Source organism: Aestuariivita sp., assembly GCF_049276915.1.
Taxonomy (GTDB): Bacteria; Pseudomonadota; Alphaproteobacteria; order Rhodobacterales; family Rhodobacteraceae; genus Aestuariivita.
This window is the reverse complement of sequence record NZ_JBASXK010000109.1, coordinates 1-17,987: the sequence shown is the minus strand read 5'-3', so window position 1 is coordinate 17,987 and position 17,987 is coordinate 1. Positions and strand designations below refer to the sequence as shown.

20 protein-coding genes are annotated in these 17,987 nt (G+C 61.2%); 10 read left to right on the top strand and 10 right to left on the bottom strand.

The annotated features are described in order from the left end of the window. Both WAO69_RS12130 and WAO69_RS12125 read right to left on the bottom strand, forming a co-directional pair. Window positions 1–1,365: ABC transporter permease (locus tag WAO69_RS12130; RefSeq protein WP_422179445.1), on the bottom strand; the 1,365-nt coding region annotated here is incomplete at its 3' end. Then, window positions 1,362–2,057, bottom strand: a complete 696-nt coding sequence (locus WAO69_RS12125; protein WP_422179443.1) for an ABC transporter ATP-binding protein — start codon at window positions 2,055–2,057, stop codon at window positions 1,362–1,364. The genes WAO69_RS12125 and WAO69_RS12130, both read right to left, overlap by 4 nt. A 51-nt stretch (window positions 2,058–2,108) precedes the next feature. On the opposite strand from WAO69_RS12125, the gene WAO69_RS12120 reads away from it, so the two are divergent. Both WAO69_RS12120 and WAO69_RS12115 read left to right on the top strand, forming a co-directional pair. Continuing rightward, complete coding sequence (locus WAO69_RS12120) at window positions 2,109–2,750, top strand: arylesterase (protein ID WP_422179441.1); 642 nt, start codon at window positions 2,109–2,111, stop codon at window positions 2,748–2,750. 135 nt (window positions 2,751–2,885) lie between these two features. Continuing rightward, the gene (locus WAO69_RS12115; RefSeq protein ID WP_422179439.1) at window positions 2,886–3,065 is read left to right on the top strand and encodes a hypothetical protein; all 180 of its coding nucleotides are present in this window, start codon (window positions 2,886–2,888) and stop codon (window positions 3,063–3,065) included. Here WAO69_RS12115 and WAO69_RS12110 read toward each other — a convergent pair. The 3 genes from WAO69_RS12110 to WAO69_RS12100 form a co-directional block, all read right to left on the bottom strand. Next, the gene (locus WAO69_RS12110) at window positions 3,062–3,625 is read right to left on the bottom strand and encodes a L,D-transpeptidase (RefSeq protein WP_422179437.1); all 564 of its coding nucleotides are present in this window, start codon (window positions 3,623–3,625) and stop codon (window positions 3,062–3,064) included. The genes WAO69_RS12115 and WAO69_RS12110 overlap by 4 nt on opposite strands. A 289-nt stretch (window positions 3,626–3,914) precedes the next feature. Continuing rightward, window positions 3,915–4,121 carry a cold-shock protein gene (locus tag WAO69_RS12105; protein WP_422179435.1) on the bottom strand — a complete coding sequence of 69 codons (207 nt, stop codon included), beginning with the start codon at window positions 4,119–4,121 and terminating at the stop codon, window positions 3,915–3,917. Between the two features lie 253 nt (window positions 4,122–4,374). After that, window positions 4,375–4,581 (bottom strand): cold-shock protein, encoded by a 207-nt coding sequence (locus tag WAO69_RS12100; protein ID WP_422179433.1) that lies wholly within the window; start codon window positions 4,579–4,581, stop codon window positions 4,375–4,377. Between the two features lie 310 nt (window positions 4,582–4,891). On the opposite strand from WAO69_RS12100, the gene WAO69_RS12095 reads away from it, so the two are divergent. Beyond that, window positions 4,892–5,200, top strand: a complete 309-nt coding sequence (locus tag WAO69_RS12095; RefSeq protein ID WP_422179431.1) for a hypothetical protein — start codon at window positions 4,892–4,894, stop codon at window positions 5,198–5,200. A gap of 121 nt (window positions 5,201–5,321) precedes the next feature. Further along, entirely contained in the window at window positions 5,322–5,447 is a 126-nt protein-coding gene (locus WAO69_RS12090) for a hypothetical protein (protein ID WP_422179429.1), read from the top strand. A gap of 143 nt (window positions 5,448–5,590) precedes the next feature. Here the strand turns inward: WAO69_RS12090 and ettA are convergent, their stop codons facing one another. Next, window positions 5,591–7,246: an energy-dependent translational throttle protein EttA gene (gene ettA / locus WAO69_RS12085; protein ID WP_422179427.1), complete on the bottom strand. Its 1,656-nt coding sequence runs from the start codon at window positions 7,244–7,246 to the stop codon at window positions 5,591–5,593. A 224-nt stretch (window positions 7,247–7,470) separates the two neighbouring features. On the opposite strand from ettA, the gene WAO69_RS12080 reads away from it, so the two are divergent. Continuing rightward, window positions 7,471–8,073 carry a nicotinate-nucleotide adenylyltransferase gene (locus WAO69_RS12080; RefSeq protein WP_422179425.1) on the top strand — a complete coding sequence of 201 codons (603 nt, stop codon included), beginning with the start codon at window positions 7,471–7,473 and terminating at the stop codon, window positions 8,071–8,073. A gap of 71 nt (window positions 8,074–8,144) precedes the next feature. Then, window positions 8,145–9,641, top strand: a complete 1,497-nt coding sequence (gene dacB / locus WAO69_RS12075; RefSeq protein ID WP_422179423.1) for a D-alanyl-D-alanine carboxypeptidase/D-alanyl-D-alanine endopeptidase — start codon at window positions 8,145–8,147, stop codon at window positions 9,639–9,641. 18 nt (window positions 9,642–9,659) lie between these two features. Here dacB and WAO69_RS12070 read toward each other — a convergent pair whose 3' ends face one another. Then, window positions 9,660–10,028: a tellurite resistance TerB family protein gene (locus WAO69_RS12070; RefSeq protein WP_422179447.1), complete on the bottom strand. Its 369-nt coding sequence runs from the start codon at window positions 10,026–10,028 to the stop codon at window positions 9,660–9,662. A 179-nt stretch (window positions 10,029–10,207) separates the two neighbouring features. Between WAO69_RS12070 and WAO69_RS12065 the strand changes: the two genes are divergently transcribed. The 4 genes from WAO69_RS12065 to WAO69_RS12050 all read left to right on the top strand — a co-directional run bounded on the left by WAO69_RS12065 (window position 10,208) and on the right by WAO69_RS12050 (window position 15,703). After that, the gene (locus WAO69_RS12065) at window positions 10,208–11,785 is read left to right on the top strand and encodes a lysine--tRNA ligase (RefSeq protein WP_422179421.1); all 1,578 of its coding nucleotides are present in this window, start codon (window positions 10,208–10,210) and stop codon (window positions 11,783–11,785) included. An 84-nt stretch (window positions 11,786–11,869) separates the two neighbouring features. Further along, complete coding sequence (locus WAO69_RS12060) at window positions 11,870–12,280, top strand: DUF4864 domain-containing protein (RefSeq protein WP_422179419.1); 411 nt, start codon at window positions 11,870–11,872, stop codon at window positions 12,278–12,280. A 136-nt stretch (window positions 12,281–12,416) separates the two neighbouring features. Beyond that, window positions 12,417–13,256 (top strand): amino acid ABC transporter substrate-binding protein, encoded by an 840-nt coding sequence (locus WAO69_RS12055; RefSeq protein ID WP_422179417.1) that lies wholly within the window; start codon window positions 12,417–12,419, stop codon window positions 13,254–13,256. 164 nt (window positions 13,257–13,420) lie between these two features. Next, on the top strand, window positions 13,421–15,703 hold the full coding sequence (locus tag WAO69_RS12050; RefSeq protein WP_422179415.1) for a glycosyl hydrolase family 28-related protein: 2,283 nt from the start codon (window positions 13,421–13,423) through the stop codon (window positions 15,701–15,703). On the opposite strand, the gene WAO69_RS12045 is transcribed toward WAO69_RS12050, so the two are convergent. The 3 genes from WAO69_RS12045 to WAO69_RS12035 all read right to left on the bottom strand — a co-directional run bounded on the left by WAO69_RS12045 (window position 15,700) and on the right by WAO69_RS12035 (window position 17,847). Then, the gene (locus tag WAO69_RS12045) at window positions 15,700–16,182 is read right to left on the bottom strand and encodes a HugZ family protein (protein ID WP_422179413.1); all 483 of its coding nucleotides are present in this window, start codon (window positions 16,180–16,182) and stop codon (window positions 15,700–15,702) included. The genes WAO69_RS12050 and WAO69_RS12045 overlap by 4 nt on opposite strands. Window positions 16,183–16,222: 40 nt before the next feature. Continuing rightward, window positions 16,223–16,891, bottom strand: coding sequence for a hypothetical protein (locus tag WAO69_RS12040; RefSeq protein WP_422179411.1), 669 nt, complete (start codon window positions 16,889–16,891; stop codon window positions 16,223–16,225). Window positions 16,892–17,292: 401 nt separating this feature from the next. Further along, a complete protein-coding gene (locus WAO69_RS12035) occupies window positions 17,293–17,847 on the bottom strand; it encodes a hypothetical protein (RefSeq protein WP_422179409.1) in 555 nt (184 codons plus the stop codon). Window positions 17,848–17,987 lie beyond the last annotated feature (140 nt).

The following is a 17,987-nucleotide window of genomic DNA, read 5'->3' as shown; positions in this document are numbered from 1 at the left end:
GCGCGCAACCGCGCGGATGGCCAGTGCCGAGACCGACAGCAGGGCCAGCGCTCCGGCAATGCCGCCAGCGGTCCAGAGTGTCAGCGTCATCGCCTGGCTGAACCAGCCGGCCAGCCCGACCAGAGCGGTCAGTCCAATCCCCGTGGCGATGAGGTATTTCAGCGGTGGCAACAGCCGCGCTGTCGAAAGCGCGTCGCGAAACAGCGTGGCGGCGCGCACCTCTTCGGTACGCGCAAGCGGCCAGAGCGTGAAGATCAGCGCCGTTAGCAGCCCGTAAATCGCCGCCTCGATCAGCGGCGCGGGGTATATGGCGAAGGCCGCGGGAATCGGCAGGCGCGCCTCGATGATGGGAGAGAGCAGCACCGGGATGATCGCGCCAAGGATCAGGCCCAGCGAGATGCCGACCAGCGACAAGACCCCGATCTGCAGGAAATATGTCTGAAAGATCGTTGCACGATCCGCGCCCAGCGTGCGTAGGGTCGCGATGACCGAGGTCTTGCGTGCAAGATAGGCCCGCACCGCGGCCGAGACGCCGACACCGCCCACAGCCAAGCCGGACAGGCCAACAAGCACAAGAAATGCGCCAAGCCGGTTGACGAATTCGGAAATGCCGGGGGCACCGTTGCGTGCGTCCGACCAGCGCAGCCCGCTGTCTTCGAATTGCGCGCGCGCCTCCTGCGCGAGGCCGGGCAGGTCGGTCTCGTCTGGCAGATCCAGACGGTATTGCGTGGAAAACAGCGTTCCCGGTGCCAGAAGCCCCGAGGCATCCAGTGCCTTGGTGCGCACGATACTGCGCGGACCAAGGCCGAAACCGCCTGCTCCGCTGTCGGGTTCGCGCACAAGTTCGGCCATCAGCACGAATTCTTGCGTGCCAAGGCGGAAGCTTTGGCCGATCTGCATGCCCAGTCGGTCGATCAGGGCGCGTTGCATCACCGCGCCGGGAATGCCGCCTTGCCCGTTCAGCGCCACATCCAGCGGCATCTCGGGGCTGAGCCCGACCTCTCCGATCAGCGGATAGGCGTCATCGACGGATTTTACCTGCGTCAGGCCGCGTTCTGCACCGTCCGGGCCGTCAACCACTGCCATCGAGCGGAAGTCGGTGACTTCCGACACCGCCAGGGCCGTGGTGGTCATCCATGCGCGTTCCGCCTCGGTGGCAAAACGATAGGTGAATTCCATCTGCGCATCGCCACCCAGCAGCGCCGCGCCTTCGCGCGCCAGACCGGCTTCGATCGAGGCACGCACGGTGCCCACGGCGGCGATGGCGGCCACACCCAGAGCAAGGCAGGCAAGGAAGATGCGAAAGCCCGACAGGCCTCCGCGCAATTCGCGCCGGGCAAAGCGCGCGGCGATCCTGATGCTCATTCGGCGGCCTCGGTGCGGGCCGCGTCGTCGATGCGCCCGTCACGCAGCCGGATCACGCGGTTGCAGCGCGCCGCCAGTTCGCGCGAATGGGTGACAAGCACCAGCGTCGCGCCGTGCTTGTCGCGCAGGCCAAAGAGCAGATCCATGATCGCGGTGCCGTTGGTGGCATCCAGATTGCCTGTCGGCTCATCCGCCAAAAGGATATCGGGGCGCGGTGCCAATGCACGCGCCAGGGCAACGCGCTGCTGTTCGCCGCCTGACATCTGCGTGGGGTAATGCCCGGCGCGGTGGCCCAGGCCAACGGCCTCCAGCTCGGCTTCGGCACGCTCGAAGGCATCCGCATGTCCGGCAAGTTCCAGCGGGGTCGCCACGTTTTCCAGCGCCGTCATCGTCGGGATCAGGTGAAAGGACTGGAACACAACACCCATGTGATCGCGGCGAAACCGTGCCAGCGCGTCCTCGTCCATCGCAGTCAGATCCTGGCCCAACGCGGTGATCGTCCCGCCCGTGGCCATCTCAAGCCCGCCCATCAGCATCAGCAACGACGATTTGCCCGAGCCCGAAGGTCCGATCAGGCCCAGCGTGTCGCCGCGGTTAACATCCAGCGAAATTCCATGCAGGATATCCACGCGTCCCGCATTGCCATCCAGCGACAAAGACGCATCTTTAAGAGAGAGAACGAGATCAGCCATGCGATCCTGCAATTGTATGAGGTTGTTCTTGGATATGGAGCATGGGGCGTAATGCGCAAGGCTTGGATTTTGATTGTGTTCCTGTTCTCGGCCATGGCGGCGCGGGCCGAGGGGGTGACCATCGCCGCTTTGGGCGACAGCCTGACCCAGGGGTATGGCCTGGTGCAGGAGGAGGGGTTTGTACCGCAACTCCAACGCTGGCTGGACGGGCAGGGCGTGCAGGTGACGCTGATCAATGCCGGGGTTTCGGGCGATACCACTGCCGGAGGGGCCGCACGCGTGGGCTGGACGCTGACGCCGGACGTGGATGCGATGATCGTCACGCTTGGCGGAAATGACCTGTTGCGCGGGATCGACCCGGCGGTGAGCCGCGCCAACCTCGAGGCGATTCTCAAGACGGCGGCCGAGCAGGACATTGATGTCCTGCTGGTGGGTATGCAGGCTCCGGGCAATTACGGGGCTGACTACAAGGCCAGTTTCGATGCGATCTATCCGGATTTGTCAGAGGTTTACGGCACGCTCTACCTGGAGAGTTTCTTTGCCGGGTTTGGCGAAGCGGCCAGCAATCCGGCCTTGCTGGGGGATGTGATGCAATCGGATGGGATTCATCCCAATGCCAAGGGCGTGGCGCAGATCGTCGAGGCGATGGGTCCGAAGGTTCTGGAGCTGATCGCGCGCGCCTCGGAAGGCTGAGCACCCGTCGTCCGCTTGCAAAACCGCAACCGGATCGCGCGCTGTGAGACAAATTGCTGATCGGTCATAGACTTTTTCTTTCACGCCCCCATCTTGTCAGATATTGTTGACACTTTGCGGAGGGACATGTCCCAAATGGAAAATCTTCAAGCAATGACGGATATGGAAAAGGCGCAGGCGCGCGCGAGGACATCATCCGAAGGCGGCATGACCGCGGATGATCTTTACATGATCGGCGGCAAGCTGGCCGCGATGTTCTGCATCGCCTTCGCTTTCCTTGTGCCCAGTCTGCTGTTGTGGCGGGTGGTGTTCTAAAGAACCGTCACCCTGGTGCCCAAAGGCACCCGCGCGTAAAGATCTTCGACATGCTCATTGATCAGGCGGATACATCCGTTTGAAATGGAACTGCCGATCGTATGCGGCTGCGTTGTTCCGTGAATGCGGAAATACGTGTCCACCCCGTTCTGATAAAGATAGAGCGCGCGCGCACCCAGCGGGTTGCCCGGTCCACCCGGCATGATGTAATCATTGTCGATGAACTTGGTATAGAGATGCGGGTCGCGTTCGATCATCTCTTGTGTGGGTCGCCACGTCGGCCATTCGCGTTTGCGATCAATCGTGGCTACGCCGGTGAATTCCAGACCTGCGCGTCCCACGCCCACGCCATAGCGCAGCTCTTTGCGCGGTTCGGTCACCCAATAGAGGTAATAGGAACGTGGCAAGACCAGGATTTCTCCGGGTTCGAAACCCTTCTTGATACGCACTTCCTGCGGGGTGGGGTCAAAGACATGTTCTTGGGCCTCGACCGGATTGGGCAGGGCAAATGCGGCGGATGTGGCGACAGTCGTAGCTATGAAATGGCGTCGGGTCAGCATAACAGGCCTTACTGGATATGTTGATCAATTGAGCGCATTTTGGCTGAATCCGGGTGAAAATCAATGCTTCTTGCCGCCTGAATCAGGATCCGGGTGGATCACTGCGGCAGTCAGATCACAGGTTCTGATCCGCGCGAGACACGGCCACGTCGCGGCATAGGCACCTTTGGCTCATCAGGCCGAAAAGCGCATGCTGCCGGTGATGTGCCCGGACATGCCTGACGGGCCGCGCCGAACGCAATGCGGCCCTTCTGGCAAGGGCCGCAGGTTCCTGCGATTTCGGGGGATGTCAGACCAGTTGGATGTTCACTGCATTCTGGCGGCCATCGCGGCCTTCCTGCAATTCATATGTCACTTTCTGATCATCAGCGAGGCCGGTCAGGCCCGAACGCTCGACAGCAGAAATGTGCACGAACACGTCATTGCCGCCGCCTTCAGGGGCGATAAAGCCATAGCCTTTGGTAGTATTGAACCATTTCACGGTGCCAGTGGCCATCCCGGTCTCTCCTTAGCTCTTGTCCCGTTCGCGGAAGTGCAACGGTGCGGCGTCGTTTTGGTCTAATCGAAGACTGAACGCCGAAACTGGAGACAGATCGAAGTAGAGAAACGTAGCACGCTCCCATATGGGGAGGAGAATTAGCGGTTTCAAGTGAAGGCCTTGGGGCCTTGAGAACAGGTTTGTCGAGCTCAAACGAAAACGGGCGGGCCCGGGATATTCCCGAACCCGCCCGCTATCTGGTGCAACCGGCTTATGCCAGAGCGATATTGGTCGCGCTTTCGCGGCCGTCACGGCCTGCTTCAACGTCGTATGTCACTTTCTGGTCGTCTGCCAGGCCTGTGAGGCCAGCGCGTTCGACAGCAGAGATGTGCACGAACACGTCTTTGCCACCTGTTTCAGGTGCGATAAAGCCGAAGCCTTTGGTTGTGTTGAACCATTTTACGGTGCCATTGGCCATTTCCGTAGTCTCCTGTGTAGTCGTTGCCCGCGTAGGTGCGGCAACCTGGGCCGTGGTCGGTCTGGATCGAAGACTGACCGCCGTGTGACGGGAGACAGTGGGTCGACAAAGAATAACGTTAGCTCGCCGCGATATGGCATTAATAGCCTCATCTGGCAAGGGATAATGCGGGAATCCCGCGTTTCTGGCAAAGCTTCGCCTATCGCTTTGCGCGGCGTTGGAGCGTGGCAGGTATGGAATCCATGACTTCGCAGAGGGCGCGCGCCGGGGCAGGTTCCTGGGCATTGGTTCATTGCAAAAGGAGAGCGTTATGAAGAAGTTTGATTTCCTGCCCATGAAGAAGGTCACCGGTGGCAAGAGTGACAAGATGCATGAGTTTGAAGGTTACATCCTTGTTCCGGCACGGGTGGAGTTCGAAGATGATGATGCGGCGGGCGCGTCGGTTCAGGCGTCTTCGCTGAAAGGGCCGCTCAGGCTGGCAAAGTGGATCTTGCCGCCGGAAATCAGAAGCCTGGGCGAGAAGCAAACCCTGCGTGAGCAATTCGAAGGGTCGATCGGCCTGCCCTGGGAATTGGTGGCGTTCGAGGACATGTCCTATCCCGGGCCAAAGGGGAAATAGCGCAAAATCCCGGTCTGCGCGGGGGTCATGCGATTATGTGTCAGCTGGTTGCAAGCGATGGGCTGCATCGCCACCTTGAGACTGCAGGGGTATTTTCCACTGCACCAAAAGGAACACTCATATGTCCTACAAGGACCTGATGAAGAAAACCGAAAGCGCAAGCGCGCAAGCCGACACCTCCAAGGACCATGCGGTGAAACCGCCAGAGGCCAAGAAGGTCGAGGCCGCGCCGACCAAGAAATCCTGATCCGCTGAGGTTCAGCATGTGATCCGGGACGCGGTGACCGTGCGCCGAAATGACAAAGGGCATCCCAAGGGATGCCCTTTTTACGTGATGCCAAGCCGACCGGGCGGTTCGCAGCGGTTGGTCAGGCAGCGACGCCTTCGGATCTAGCGGACGAATTTCTTGTGCTTTATGCGTTTGGGCTCAAGCGCGTCGGCACCAAGGCGACGTTTCTTGTCTTCTTCGTAATCTTCGAAGTTGCCCTCGAACCATTCCACATGCGCATCACCCTCAAAGGCAAGGATATGCGTGCATATGCGGTCAAGGAAGAAGCGGTCGTGCGAGATCACCACGGCGCAACCGGCAAAATCCACCAGCGCGTCTTCCAGCGCACGCAGGGTTTCGACATCCAGATCGTTTGTCGGCTCATCCAGCAGCAGCACATTGCCGCCGTCTTTCAGCAGGCGTGCCATGTGAACGCGGTTGCGCTCACCGCCCGACAGCAGGTTGACCGGTTTTTGCTGATCGCCCCCCTTGAAGTTGAAGGCCGAGCAATAGGCGCGAGAGTTCATCTGCGCATCGCCCAGTGCGATGATTTCCGCCCCTCCCGAGATCGCCTGCCAGACGGTTTCATTGTCCACCAGATCATCGCGCGACTGATCCACATAGGACAGCTTGACCGTGTCGCCGAATTCCACCGTTCCCTGATCTGGCTTTTCCTGACCGGTCAGCATGCGGAACAACGTGGTCTTGCCCGCTCCGTTCGGGCCGATCACGCCGACGATGGCTCCGGGCGGGATCGAGAAGGTCAGATTTTCGATCAACAGCTTGTCGCCCATCGCCTTTTGCAGGCCTGACACCTCGATCACCTTGCCGCCCAGACGCGGGCCGTTGGGGATGACGATCTGAGCGCGGTTGATTTTCTCGCGCTCGGATTGGTTGGCCAGATCGTTATAGGCGTTGATCCGCGCCTTTTGCTTGGCCTGGCGGGCCTTGGCCCCCTGGCGAATCCAGTCCAGTTCGCGTTCCAGCGTCTTCTGGCGGGATTTGTCCTCGCGGGCCTCTTGCTGAAGCCGTTTGGCCTTTTGTTCCAGCCAGGCCGAGTAATTGCCCTCGTAGGGAATGCCGCGACCGCGATCCAGTTCCAGAATCCAGCCGGTGATATCGTCCAGGAAATACCGGTCGTGGGTGACGATCAGGATCGTCCCCTTGTAATCAATCAGGTGCTGTTGCAGCCAGGCGATGGTTTCCGCATCAAGGTGGTTGGTCGGCTCATCCAGCAGCAGCATGTCAGGCGCTTCGAGCAACAGTTTGCACAGTGCCACACGCCGCTTTTCGCCCCCCGAAAGCGAGGTCACATCGGCCTCATCGGGCGGGCAGCGCAGGGCCTCCATCGCCACGTCGATCTGGCTGTCCAGATCCCAGAGGTTCTGGCTGTCGATCTCATCCTGCAGCGCGGCCATCTCGTCAGCGGTCTCGTCCGAATAGTTCATCGCCAGTTCATTGAAGCGATCCAGCTTGGCCTTTTTCTCGGCCACACCCAGCATCACGTTGTCGCGCACGCTCAGCGCGCTATCCAGTTCCGGCTCCTGCGGCAGATAGCCGACCTTTGCCCCTTCGGCCGCCCAGGCTTCGCCCGAGAAATCCTTGTCCAGTCCGGCCATGATCTTGAGCAGGGTGGACTTGCCCGCGCCATTGACACCCACAACCCCGATCTTGACCCCCGGCAGGAAGTTCAGGTGGATGTTTTCAAAGGTTTTCTTGCCGCCGGGATAGGTCTTTGAAACATCCGACATGTGGTAGACATACTGATAGGCAGCCATGAGACTCTCCATTCGCGGGATATGCAGGTTTGGGCCTAGATAGCGATTGGAGTGGGGCGGGGCAATGGAGCCTGTGTCAGAACATTTATCGGCTGTGCCGGGTGCGCGCGGACGTTGTGTCCGGGCCATGGCCTGGCCCGTGATGTGATGGGTTATGTCATCGCGGATCGCCCTGATCTTCTGTCCTGTTTGACAAGGTCGCGCGCTTGCGGCTTAGAAGCAGCATGAGAACAGGCGATCCAGTGGCACGTGCCGGTCAGGTGATCGGGCTTTTGGGCGGGTCATTCGATCCGGCCCACGCGGGCCATGTGCATATCACCCGCGAGGCGCTCAAACGCTTTGGTCTGGATGCTGTCTGGTGGCTGGTCACTCCGGGCAATCCTCTGAAATCGCGCGGGCCTGCCCCGCTTGACGACCGGCTGGAACGGGCGCGCGCCGTGATGCAGCACCCGCGCGTCACGGTCACGGGTATCGAGGCGCGTCTGGGCACGCGCTATACCGCGCAAACCCTGCAGGCGCTGACGCGGCGCTATCGGGGGGTGCGCTTTGTGTGGCTGATGGGGGCGGATAACCTTGCGCAGCTGCATCACTGGCAGGATTGGCGCAGCATCATGCAGACGGTTCCGGTCGGTGTTCTGGCGCGTCCCGGTGACCGGATCTCGGCCCGGATGAGCCAGGCGGCGCGGCTTTATCGCAGCGCGCGTATCAGCGCGAGTGCGGCCGGGCTTCTGGGTCATGCAGAGGCTCCTGCGTGGTGTTTCCTGAACGTGCCGATGATGCCGCATTCCTCAAGTGCGATCCGTGCGCAGGGCGGCTGGTTGCGGTAAGGCGATCACGTCATCGACAATCCCTCACAACACCGCTTGCGCGCGCCCATGGGCTGCGCTTAACTCTGCGCATGACACGCGCTGTATCACGTCGGTTTTTCCTGAGCGGACTGGTGGGTGCCGGTCTGGCCGGACCTGCTCTGGCCAATGCCCCTTCGGTTTCGCTGCGCCCGCAGGCCCGCCTTGTCGGTGCGGCCAAACGCGCGATGGGCGGCCCGGAAAGCCTGCTGGCCAATTCGGGGCTGTCCGGCACGATCAGCATCGCCGTGGCGGATGTGAAATCCGGCGCGTTGCTGGAGGGGGTGAACGCAACCTCGGGCCAGCCCCCTGCCAGCGTCAGCAAGGCCATCACCGCGCTTTACGCTTTGGACGCGCTGGGGGCCGAGCACCGCTTTCATACCCGCCTGATTGCAGATGGCCCGGTGCAGAATGGCGTTCTGAGGGGGGATCTCTATCTGGCAGGTGGTGGTGATCCGACGCTGGATACGGATGGTCTTGCGCTTCTGGCCGCGCGGCTCAAGGAGGCCGGTGTGCGCGAAGTGCAGGGCGCGTTCCGCGTCTATGACGGGGCCTTGCCTTACATCCGCAGCATTGATCCGGGCCAGCCCGATCACGTCGGCTACAGCCCCGCGGTTTCGGGGATCGCGCTGAATTTCAACCGTGTCTATTTCGAATGGAAGCGCAGCGGCTCAAGCTATGCGATCAGCATGGATGCGCGCACCGCCAAGTATCGTCCCGAAGTGCAATCCGCGCGCATGGGTCTCGCCGATCGGCAATTGCCGGTCTACAGCTATGCCGAGCGCGACGGTGTGGATGAGTGGAGCGTGGCACGCGGGGCTTTGGGCCAGAATGGCGGACGCTGGCTGCCTGTCCGCTCGCCCGGGCTTTATGCGGGGGATGTGTTTCGCACGCTGGCGCGGTCTCAGGGCATTGCATTGAAGGCCGCGCGCCTGTCCGGCGGCTTGCCCGGTGGCGCGACGGTGCTTGCGCAGGTCTCAAGCGAACCCTTGGGGCGCATTCTTCGGGACATGCTGAAGTGGTCGACCAACATCACCGCCGAAATGGTCGGTCTGGCCGCAACGCAGGCGCGCGGCGGATCCGCATCCTCGCTGGAGGCGTCGGGGCGGGCGATGAGCGCCTGGGCCAAATCGAGCTTTGGCATGACCCAGATCAGCCTTGTGGATCACTCGGGCCTTGGGGATGCCTCAAGGATGAGCGCGCAGGAGTTGGTTCAGGCGCTGGTGCAGGTTCGCAGGCGCGGGATCCTGCGTCCGATCCTCAAGCCGATCCCCATCCGGGATGAGCGCGGCCGTGTTCAGGAAAACCATCCCATCAAGGTGGATGCAAAGACCGGAACGCTGAATTTCGTCTCGGGTCTGGGGGGATACATGACGGCGGCTGACGGCACGGAACTGGCCTTTGCCATCTTCGCCGCCGACACGGATATCCGTGCACGCATCAAGCGACAGGATCGCGAAGTGCCCCAAGGCGCGCGCACGTGGAACGGCAAGGCCCGGCGGCTTCAGCAACAGCTGATCCAGCGATGGGGCGCGATGTACGGCGGGTGAGCTGACGGGGCGACGCGCTCAGGTCAGGTGACGGGCCCGCGCGCCGCGCTCGATCCCGGCGGCATGAAGGCGGTCGATGTTGAGCTCATAGCGGATTTCCTCGAGCAGGCGCAGTTCAGGTTCCTGCAACGTGCCATCGGCCGCAGCAACATCACAGGCCAGCGCATAGGCGGTTTCATAGAGACGCTCGGGCAGGTTGTCGCGCACAAGTCCGAACAGGGCATCAAGCCCGTCTTCCTGTTCGAAGAGATCGAAGATGGTCTGGGACAGCCAGCTCATGCGGTCGATATCGTAATCGGCGAAGACCGGCAGCATGTTCACGGCGGACTGGATTTTCACCAGTTCCGCGGTGCGGATGTTTTCGTCCGAGACCGATACGGCTATCATGACCGCGACGAGACAATCCTGGGCGCTGAACGAGAGAGAAGTTGAATGGGGCACGGGAGGCGTCCTTGATTGGGGTCATGGGGTGTTTGGGCGCAGAATATTGACGCCACCCCTGCCGCACAATAGGGAGTGGCGGATCGCCGCGCGAGGGACGTGTGGCCGCAGGATGGAGACGACAGATGTCGGAGATGCGCGAAGCTGGTTTGGCCTCGAAAGCGTGGCCCTTTGAGGAAGCGCGCCGGGTGCTGAAACGCTATGAAAAAGCGCCTCCTGCCAAGGGTTACGTGTTGTTCGAGACAGGCTATGGCCCCTCGGGTCTGCCCCATATCGGCACCTTCGGCGAAGTTGCGCGCACGAGCATGATCAAGCGGGCGTTCGAGCTGATCTCGGATATCCCCACGCGGCTGATCTGCTTTTCGGATGATCTGGATGGCATGCGCAAGGTGCCGGGCAATGTGCCCAACCCCGAGATGCTGCAGGACCATCTGCAGAAACCTCTGACCAGCGTGCCCGATCCGTTTGGCACCCATGACAGCTTTGGCGATCACAACAATGCCATGCTGCGCCGGTTTCTGGATACGTTCGGGTTTGAGTACGAGTTCATCTCGGCCACCGATTTCTACCGCTCGGGGCAGTTCGATGAGATCCTGCTGCGCGCGGCGCAACGCTATGATGACATTATGAAAATCATGCTGAAGTCTTTGCGGGAAGAGCGTCAGCAGACCTATTCGATCTTTCTGCCGATCCATCCCGAAACGGGGCGGGTCCTGTACGTGCCGATGAAAGAGGTGAATGCCGCGGATGGCACCATCACCTTTGATGACGAGGCGGGCAAGGAATGGACGCTGCCGGTGACCGGCGGGAATGTGAAGCTGCAGTGGAAGCCCGATTTCGGCGCGCGCTGGGCGGCTTTGGGTGTGGATTTCGAAATGTATGGCAAGGACCATTCGACCAACACGCCGATCTATGACGGGATCTGTCGTGTTCTGGGGGAACGGCCGCCTGAGCATTTCACCTATGAGCTGTTTCTGGACGAGAACGGGCAGAAGATTTCCAAGTCGTCGGGCAATGGGGTGAGCATCGACGAATGGCTCACCTATGCCTCGACCGAGAGCCTGTCCTATTTCATGTATCAGAAGCCAAAGACGGCTAAGCGTATGTATTTCGACGTTATTCCCAAGGCTGTTGATGAATATCACCAGCAGTTGCGGGCCTATGTGACGCAGGATGCGGCGGCGCGGTTGAACAATCCGGTCTGGCATATTCACGGCGGCGATGTGCCTGAAAGCCGGATGCTGGTGCCGTTTGCGATGTTGCTGAACCTAGCCAGCGTGGCGGGGGCCGAGGACAAGGAGACGCTGTGGGGATTCATCCGGCGCTATGCGCCGGAGGCCAGCCCGCAGACTAATCCCGATATGGATCAGGCGGCCGGATTTGCGGTGCGCTATTACAATGATTTCGTAAAGCCTACAAAGACTTACCGGGCGCCAACCGACGAAGAGCGTGCGGCGTTGCAAGAGCTGCGTGACCAGCTCAAGGCCTATGACGGAGCCGTCGATGACGAGGCGCTGCAGTCGGTGGTTTATGGTGTGGGGCGGGATCGGTTCGATCCGCTGCGCGACTGGTTCACGGCCTTGTACGAGGTGCTGTTGGGGGCCAGCCAGGGACCGCGGTTTGGCGGGTTCATCGCGCTTTACGGTGTGGATGAGACCATCGCGCTGATCGACGCCGCCCTTGCGGGTAAGCTGGTAAACTAGCCGTTTTGTACAGGCTTTTGCGGGGCAATTGACCGTTTTGTACATCGCTCTACCGTTAGTATCTGGTTAACGGGAGAGTGTTGCATGCTGCGTTTCATCTTGGGTCTGGTTCTTGTGGTGGGTCTGTGGAGTGCCGCTCCGGTGGCGCAGGCTCAGAACGCTGATATCGAAGCGACGATTTCGGCGCAGCTCGAGGCATTCAAGGTCGATGATTTCGATCAGGCCTTCACCTATGCCAGCCCCACCATTCAGGGTCTGTTCCGCACGCCGGAAAACTTTGGCAACATGGTGCGGGGCGGCTATCCGATGGTGTGGCGCCCCTCGGAGGTGACCTATCTGGAGCTGAAAGAGACCGCCGGCTTCCTGTTTCAACGTGTGATGATCACCGATGCTGAGGGGGCTGTGCATCTGTTGGAGTATCAGATGGTCCAGATGGATGGCACCTGGAAGATCAACGGTGTGCGTTTGCTGGCCAATCCGCCTGCAACCGCGTGACCGTCCGCGGCGATGGCCGCGAAACCCTCTGCGAGTCTTGGCCGATGGGGCGGAATGCCCTTGTGGCTGGGGCCGGGCTCTGGCTAACCTGCGTGCAGCCCCCGCAAGTGGGGATGTGATTTGAGGAGAGTGATCCATGTTCAGAACTGCCCTTGCCGCCTGTGCCGTTGCCCTGATGGCCTGCACCGCCACCGCACAAACCCTTGACCGCATCAAGGAAACCGGAGAACTGCGCCTTGGTTTTCGCACCGATGCGCCTCCCTTGTCCTATGCCGATGACCAGGGCCGGCCCTCTGGTTTCACGCCTGTGGTCTGTTCGCAGGTGGCGCAGGGGCTGGCCAATGGGCTGCAGCTGGAAGACCTGAATGTCACTTTCGTGCCCGTCACGGCGGCGGACCGGTTCGACAAGATCGTAGCCGGCGAGATCGATCTGCTGTGTGGCGCAGCCACCATCACCTTGCGCCGTTTGGCCGAGGTCGATTTTTCGCTGCCCGTCTATGTCGATGGCTCCGCGGCGATGTTGCCGACCGGAGCAACTGCGGATCTGGCCACCTTCGCAGGCAAGAAGGTCGGCGTGCGCAAGGACACAACCACCCAGGAGACGCTGACCAACACGCTGACTGCGGCGGGGATTGATGCCGAAGTCGTGGCGGTCGATCGTCATCCCGACGGGGTTCAGATGTTGCTGGATGGCACGCTGGCGGCCTATTTCGGAGATCAGTCGATCCTGCTGGGGCTGGATGCAAGCATGGATACCGAGAACAAGGTTGAGGTGATGGATCGTCTTTTGACCATTGAAAAACAAGGGCTTGCCATGCAGCGCGGGGATGCGGATTTCCGTCTGGCCGTCGATAGCATCCTGTCGGGCATGTATAATGCCGGCATGATGGGGCAGATCTTTCGCGAGACCTTTCCCGGAGCCAATCCCGGGTTGGCGCTGCAGGCGCTGTATCTGGTTGCGCCGCATATCGAATAACTCCTGAGCGCGGCGCAGAGCGGGACCACCGTCACGGTGGTCTCAGCGCCGTTTAACCCTTTCTTGATAGCTCAAATGCCGTCCCCGGCGTGATGTCGCGGGGCCTGAGAGGTTTTGGGCTGATCCCCGTCAGCGCTGGCGCGCGGGGTGGGAAGGGAATTGTTATGAACAAGGCGATCACCGATGGCGTGCAACTGGCACCGCCTGCATTTTCAAATGGTCTGGATGTCTGGTCGAGCGGGAATGGTACGCCGGGCTCGGATACGTATGCGGGTGATCCCAATGCCGCCTTCGTGCCTGCGGATTCCGATTTCGGCGGCTGCCTGGAGTTGTTGAAAACCAATGGCACGCAGCGGCTGCGATACATGGGGGAAACCCCTTTGTTGCCGGGCTGTTACCTGCGCATCACCGCGCGCGTGAAAGCGATCAGCGGGGCGTTGCCGGCGGTGCGGATCGGAGCCTGGGCCGGTGGGGCCGGGGGCAATGCGGTGCCCGGCGTGGTGCAGGTGGGGCCAAGCACCGCGCTGAGCCAGTATGGTGATGTGGTCGAGGTGAGCGCGATCGTCGGCGTGGGAGCGCGCGCCGGGGTGGACATGGTCTGGGGGCGCGCGGCGCTGTACGGGCATTTCGGGTTGGATCTGACCGGGGCCAATGGCGGCGTGGTGCGGATCGACGATATCGAGATCGAGGATATCACCAGCGCGTTTCTGCGCACTCTGATGAACTGGGTCGATGTGCGCGATTACGGCGCCTTGGGCGATGACAGCACCGATGACAGTGCCGCGTTCGAGGCGGCGGATGCGGCGGCCAACGGACGCCGGGTTCTGGTTTCGGCGGGGCAGTATTTTCTGGGCAATGACGTGACGCTGGACAGCCGGGTGGAGTTTGAGGGCACGGTGCGCATGCCGACCGAGCGGATGCTGCTGCTGACCAAGTCCTTTGATCTGCCCACCTATATTGATGCCTTTGGCGACGAGGAACTGGCGTTCAAGAAGGCGTTTCAGGCGCTTTTGAACAATGCCGATCACGAGTCACTGGATATGGGGGGGCGCAATGTGCGCGTCACCGAGCCGATCGACATGCAGGCGGCCGTGCCCAATCGCGACAGTTTCGCCACGCGCCGGGTGATCCGCAATGGTCAACTGGAAGCGGTGGGCGATGCGGCCTGGGATACGGATGTGGTCACCTCGCAGGCCACTTATGCGCCGTCCAATGCGCGTACGCTGACGGGTGTCGTGAATGTGGCCAATGTGCAGATCGGGTCTCTGGTGGAGGGCAGTGGCGTGGGCCGCGAGGTCTATGTCACCGAGCGCAACATCGCCCAGCAGACGCTGACCCTGAATGCGCCCTTGTTCGATGCTGCCGGGACGCAGACCTTCACCTTTCGGCGGTTCAAATACCTGTTGGATTTCAGTGGTTTCAGCCAATTGTCGAAATTCGTTCTGGAGGATGTCGAGCTGCAATGCCGCGCGCAGTCCTCGGGGATCCTGCTGGCGCCTTCGGGGCTGATCTTTCACATCAAGGACTGCTTCATCTCGCGGGCCAAGGACCGCTGTGTGACCTCGCATGGCAATGGCTGTCAGGGGATGCTGGTGGATCGCTGTCAGTTCCTGTCGGCCGAGGATCCCCTGGATGTGCCGGACCGGGTTTCGATCGTGATGAATGCGGTCTCCAACGACCTGAAGATCCGCAACAACCGGGCGACCAAGTTCCGTCATTTCCTGGTGCTGGGGGGATCGAACAACCTGATCATCGGCAATCACTTTTTCCAGGGCGATACGCTGCCCAACGGCATCCGGTCTCCGGGGATCGTGATCGCGGGGAGCTATTGCAGCACGATCATCACCGGGAATTACATCGACAACGCGTTCATCGAATGGACCAATGAATATGATCCGACGCCGGATTTCACCGGGGGGTTCTCGTTCTCGGCAATCACGATCAGCGACAACATCTTTCTGGTGAGCGGGGTGGCGCCGTGGTTCAGTTTCATCGTGGTCAAGCCGCATGGGGCGGGGCATTTCCTGAACGGGGTCAGTATCACCGGCAACAAGTTCCGGGCGGTGCAGGCGACGATTGATCGTGCCGAGCGGGTGGATACCTCGTTCGCGGATCTGGATCGCGGGCGCTTCAAGGATGTGACCTTTACCGGCAATTCCTATAATCAGGTCGTCGCGCAGGTGTCCAATCCTGCGATGGTCGCGCATACGCAGGGCACGGCAAACAGCGTCTGGACGGTGACTCCGGGCGATGAGTTGCCGTTTGAGGGCTGGGCGCGCGGGGTGGATTCCCTGGTGGTTCGCGGGAATTTGCGCAACGAAAACAACGTGATCGAATGGGATCAGCCGAATGTGTTTCCCGAGGCGGGGACTGGGCGCGACCGGGTCGAGCTGCGCTGGCGGCGTCCGTTTCGCGGTGATGTCAGCCTGGGCGTGCGGGTCGACTAGGACTGTGACAGGTCCGCGGGCGTGAGGGTGAAGGCCTTGCCGAAACCGCCGTTCAGGAAGGCTTGGGACAGCTCGAAGCGGACGAACAGGAAATCGGTGAACCCGATGTAGAGGCGGGATTTCGGGTGGCTTTCAAGCCATCCGGCCTGCAGGGGGTCAAAGCCGGGATCGGTGCGCTGCACGGGATCGGCCCGGGCTTGCAGGGTCAGGCGCGGGTGGGTGAGCGGATCGCCTTTGGGGCCGGGTTCGCCCAGCAGGAGCGCGCAGCGCGGTTCGCGCATCAGCGCCTGTGTGTGATGTGACAGGGTCGAGACCAGGCTGATCGGGGTGCCATCCCCGGCCAGACCGAAGGCCACGCGCGCGACCAGCGGTGCGCCGGTGGCATCCAGCGTGGCCAGCGCGCAGTGGCGGGCCTGTGCCATCAGGCCTTGGGCCAGGGCGCGGGCGTCGTCATCTGTGGGGCGGATCGGGCTGGGCATGGGGGGAATCTAGGGTGCGGCGCGGGGCGGGGCAAGGCGGCTAGAACGCGCGCCAGAGGCCAAGGCGCAGCCCGAGAAAGCGCGCATCGCTCTTGCGGGTTTCGATGCCGAGGGTGAAGTGGGTTCCGGGCCCCGACTGCCAGGCCACAGAGCCGCGCAGGGTCACGCTGTCGGGCGTGTGTGCGCTCTGGCTGGTTTCGACATCCAGAAATGTCTTGAGCCGGGGCAGAAGCTGCAGGCCGACGGTGGCGTCCAGCTTGTAGACGGGGGCGTCCAGCAGGGCGTGATCCTCGAGCGCGGCGGTCAGGGTCCACCAGCCGGGACGCAGGAACGCGGTGGAGCGCCCCATGTTCAGCCCCAGCCGGGTCATCCGCCCCCAGTCCTGACCCTGCCGCGAGGCCCCGGCGCCAAGATGAAACGCCAGTTTCAGCGCGCGGTCGCGATCCGGAAGCGGCCAGCGCAGGAAGCCATAGGCATGGCTGTATCCGTCCGGGTCATCCATGGCGTCAAACCCCAGCGTGACCCGGTCGCTTAGCCCGTATTCCAGATAGACCCCGCCATCCGAGCCGATACGGTCGATTTCGGGCGCATAGCGATAGGTGCCGGTCACGGCGGTGAACATCTCTCCGGGTTCGCGCGGCCATGGCCCGGCGCTGGCCGTCGCGGGCAGGAGGGCAAACAGACAGAGGCTCAGAGCAAGGCAGCGCATTGCTCAGACATCGTTCATTCAGGTTAACAACTGTCTAACTCACGAGAGGGCCATCAAGGCGTGGGTTGTTTATTTGGGTTTGGGGATGGGGGAGAGTGGGGGGAAGTGGACGGTCGGTGCGCACAGCCCCAAGGACCGCTGTGCGGACCTTCCCGCCATTCGGCTGTCGCACCCGAGTGGCCGGTATTTGCGGTTCGCGACCGGGGCCTACGTCGCGTGGAGAGGCTTCCAGCCGTTTTCTGCAGACGCAAACAGAACTCGCGTCCGACACGAGAAGCGGTCCTTTAACCATAAGATTTCCGACTGGAATTCTCAGATGACGGAGTCGAGTCCGAAGGCGACCTTGGAAACCGGCGCAGCATTCTTCGCAATGGGCGGATTCCAGACATTCTCTGCGAGAGCTACTTCTTGAAGACTTCCACGCTGATACCGCTAAGTTGACCACTACGGATCTGATAGGTTCCGTTTTTACCGGTCCAGTTATCGCTTTCGAGACCAGCGATATTTTTTATGATCCCATGCTTATAGCCGTTGGATCGGAATGTGCCGCGTAGGGCCGCCATAAAGACATGGTACTCGTTCGGCGAGCGGGAATTTACGTACCGAAAGGGAAAGGGCAAGACGAAAGTACAACGCCTGTAATCGAGGTCTCGGTGCTTATTGCCAAGCCTCCAATAGAAGGCCCCGAGGAATGGACCGTCGCCATTTTCTGTTGGTTTGTAAAAAAGGATGAACCGTTTGTCGTTCTTCCATACGACATACCCAGCCTTCCTAATAGCGGTCGTTGGCGGCTTGCCCGACAAATGATCAAAACACGCCTTGGCGGCGACTTTTCCATCTTTGGCATAGTCTGTTTTGGAGCCGGCTTGTGCCGCCGGCAGGCAAAAAGCACAACAAAGCACCGCGATGGTAGCCTGGCGCGCAATGGTAATTAGGAAATGATAAAGCTGCCCCATGTCGAGATCTCTCTGGTGCGGGAGGGTCCGTTGGGGCACTCGGGTGAAATGACCGGCTAGAGCAGCCAGACCTGCTTGGCCTTGTTTATTCCACACAGGTTCACGTTCATCAACTCCTGTAACTCGGGCCGGCCATCACC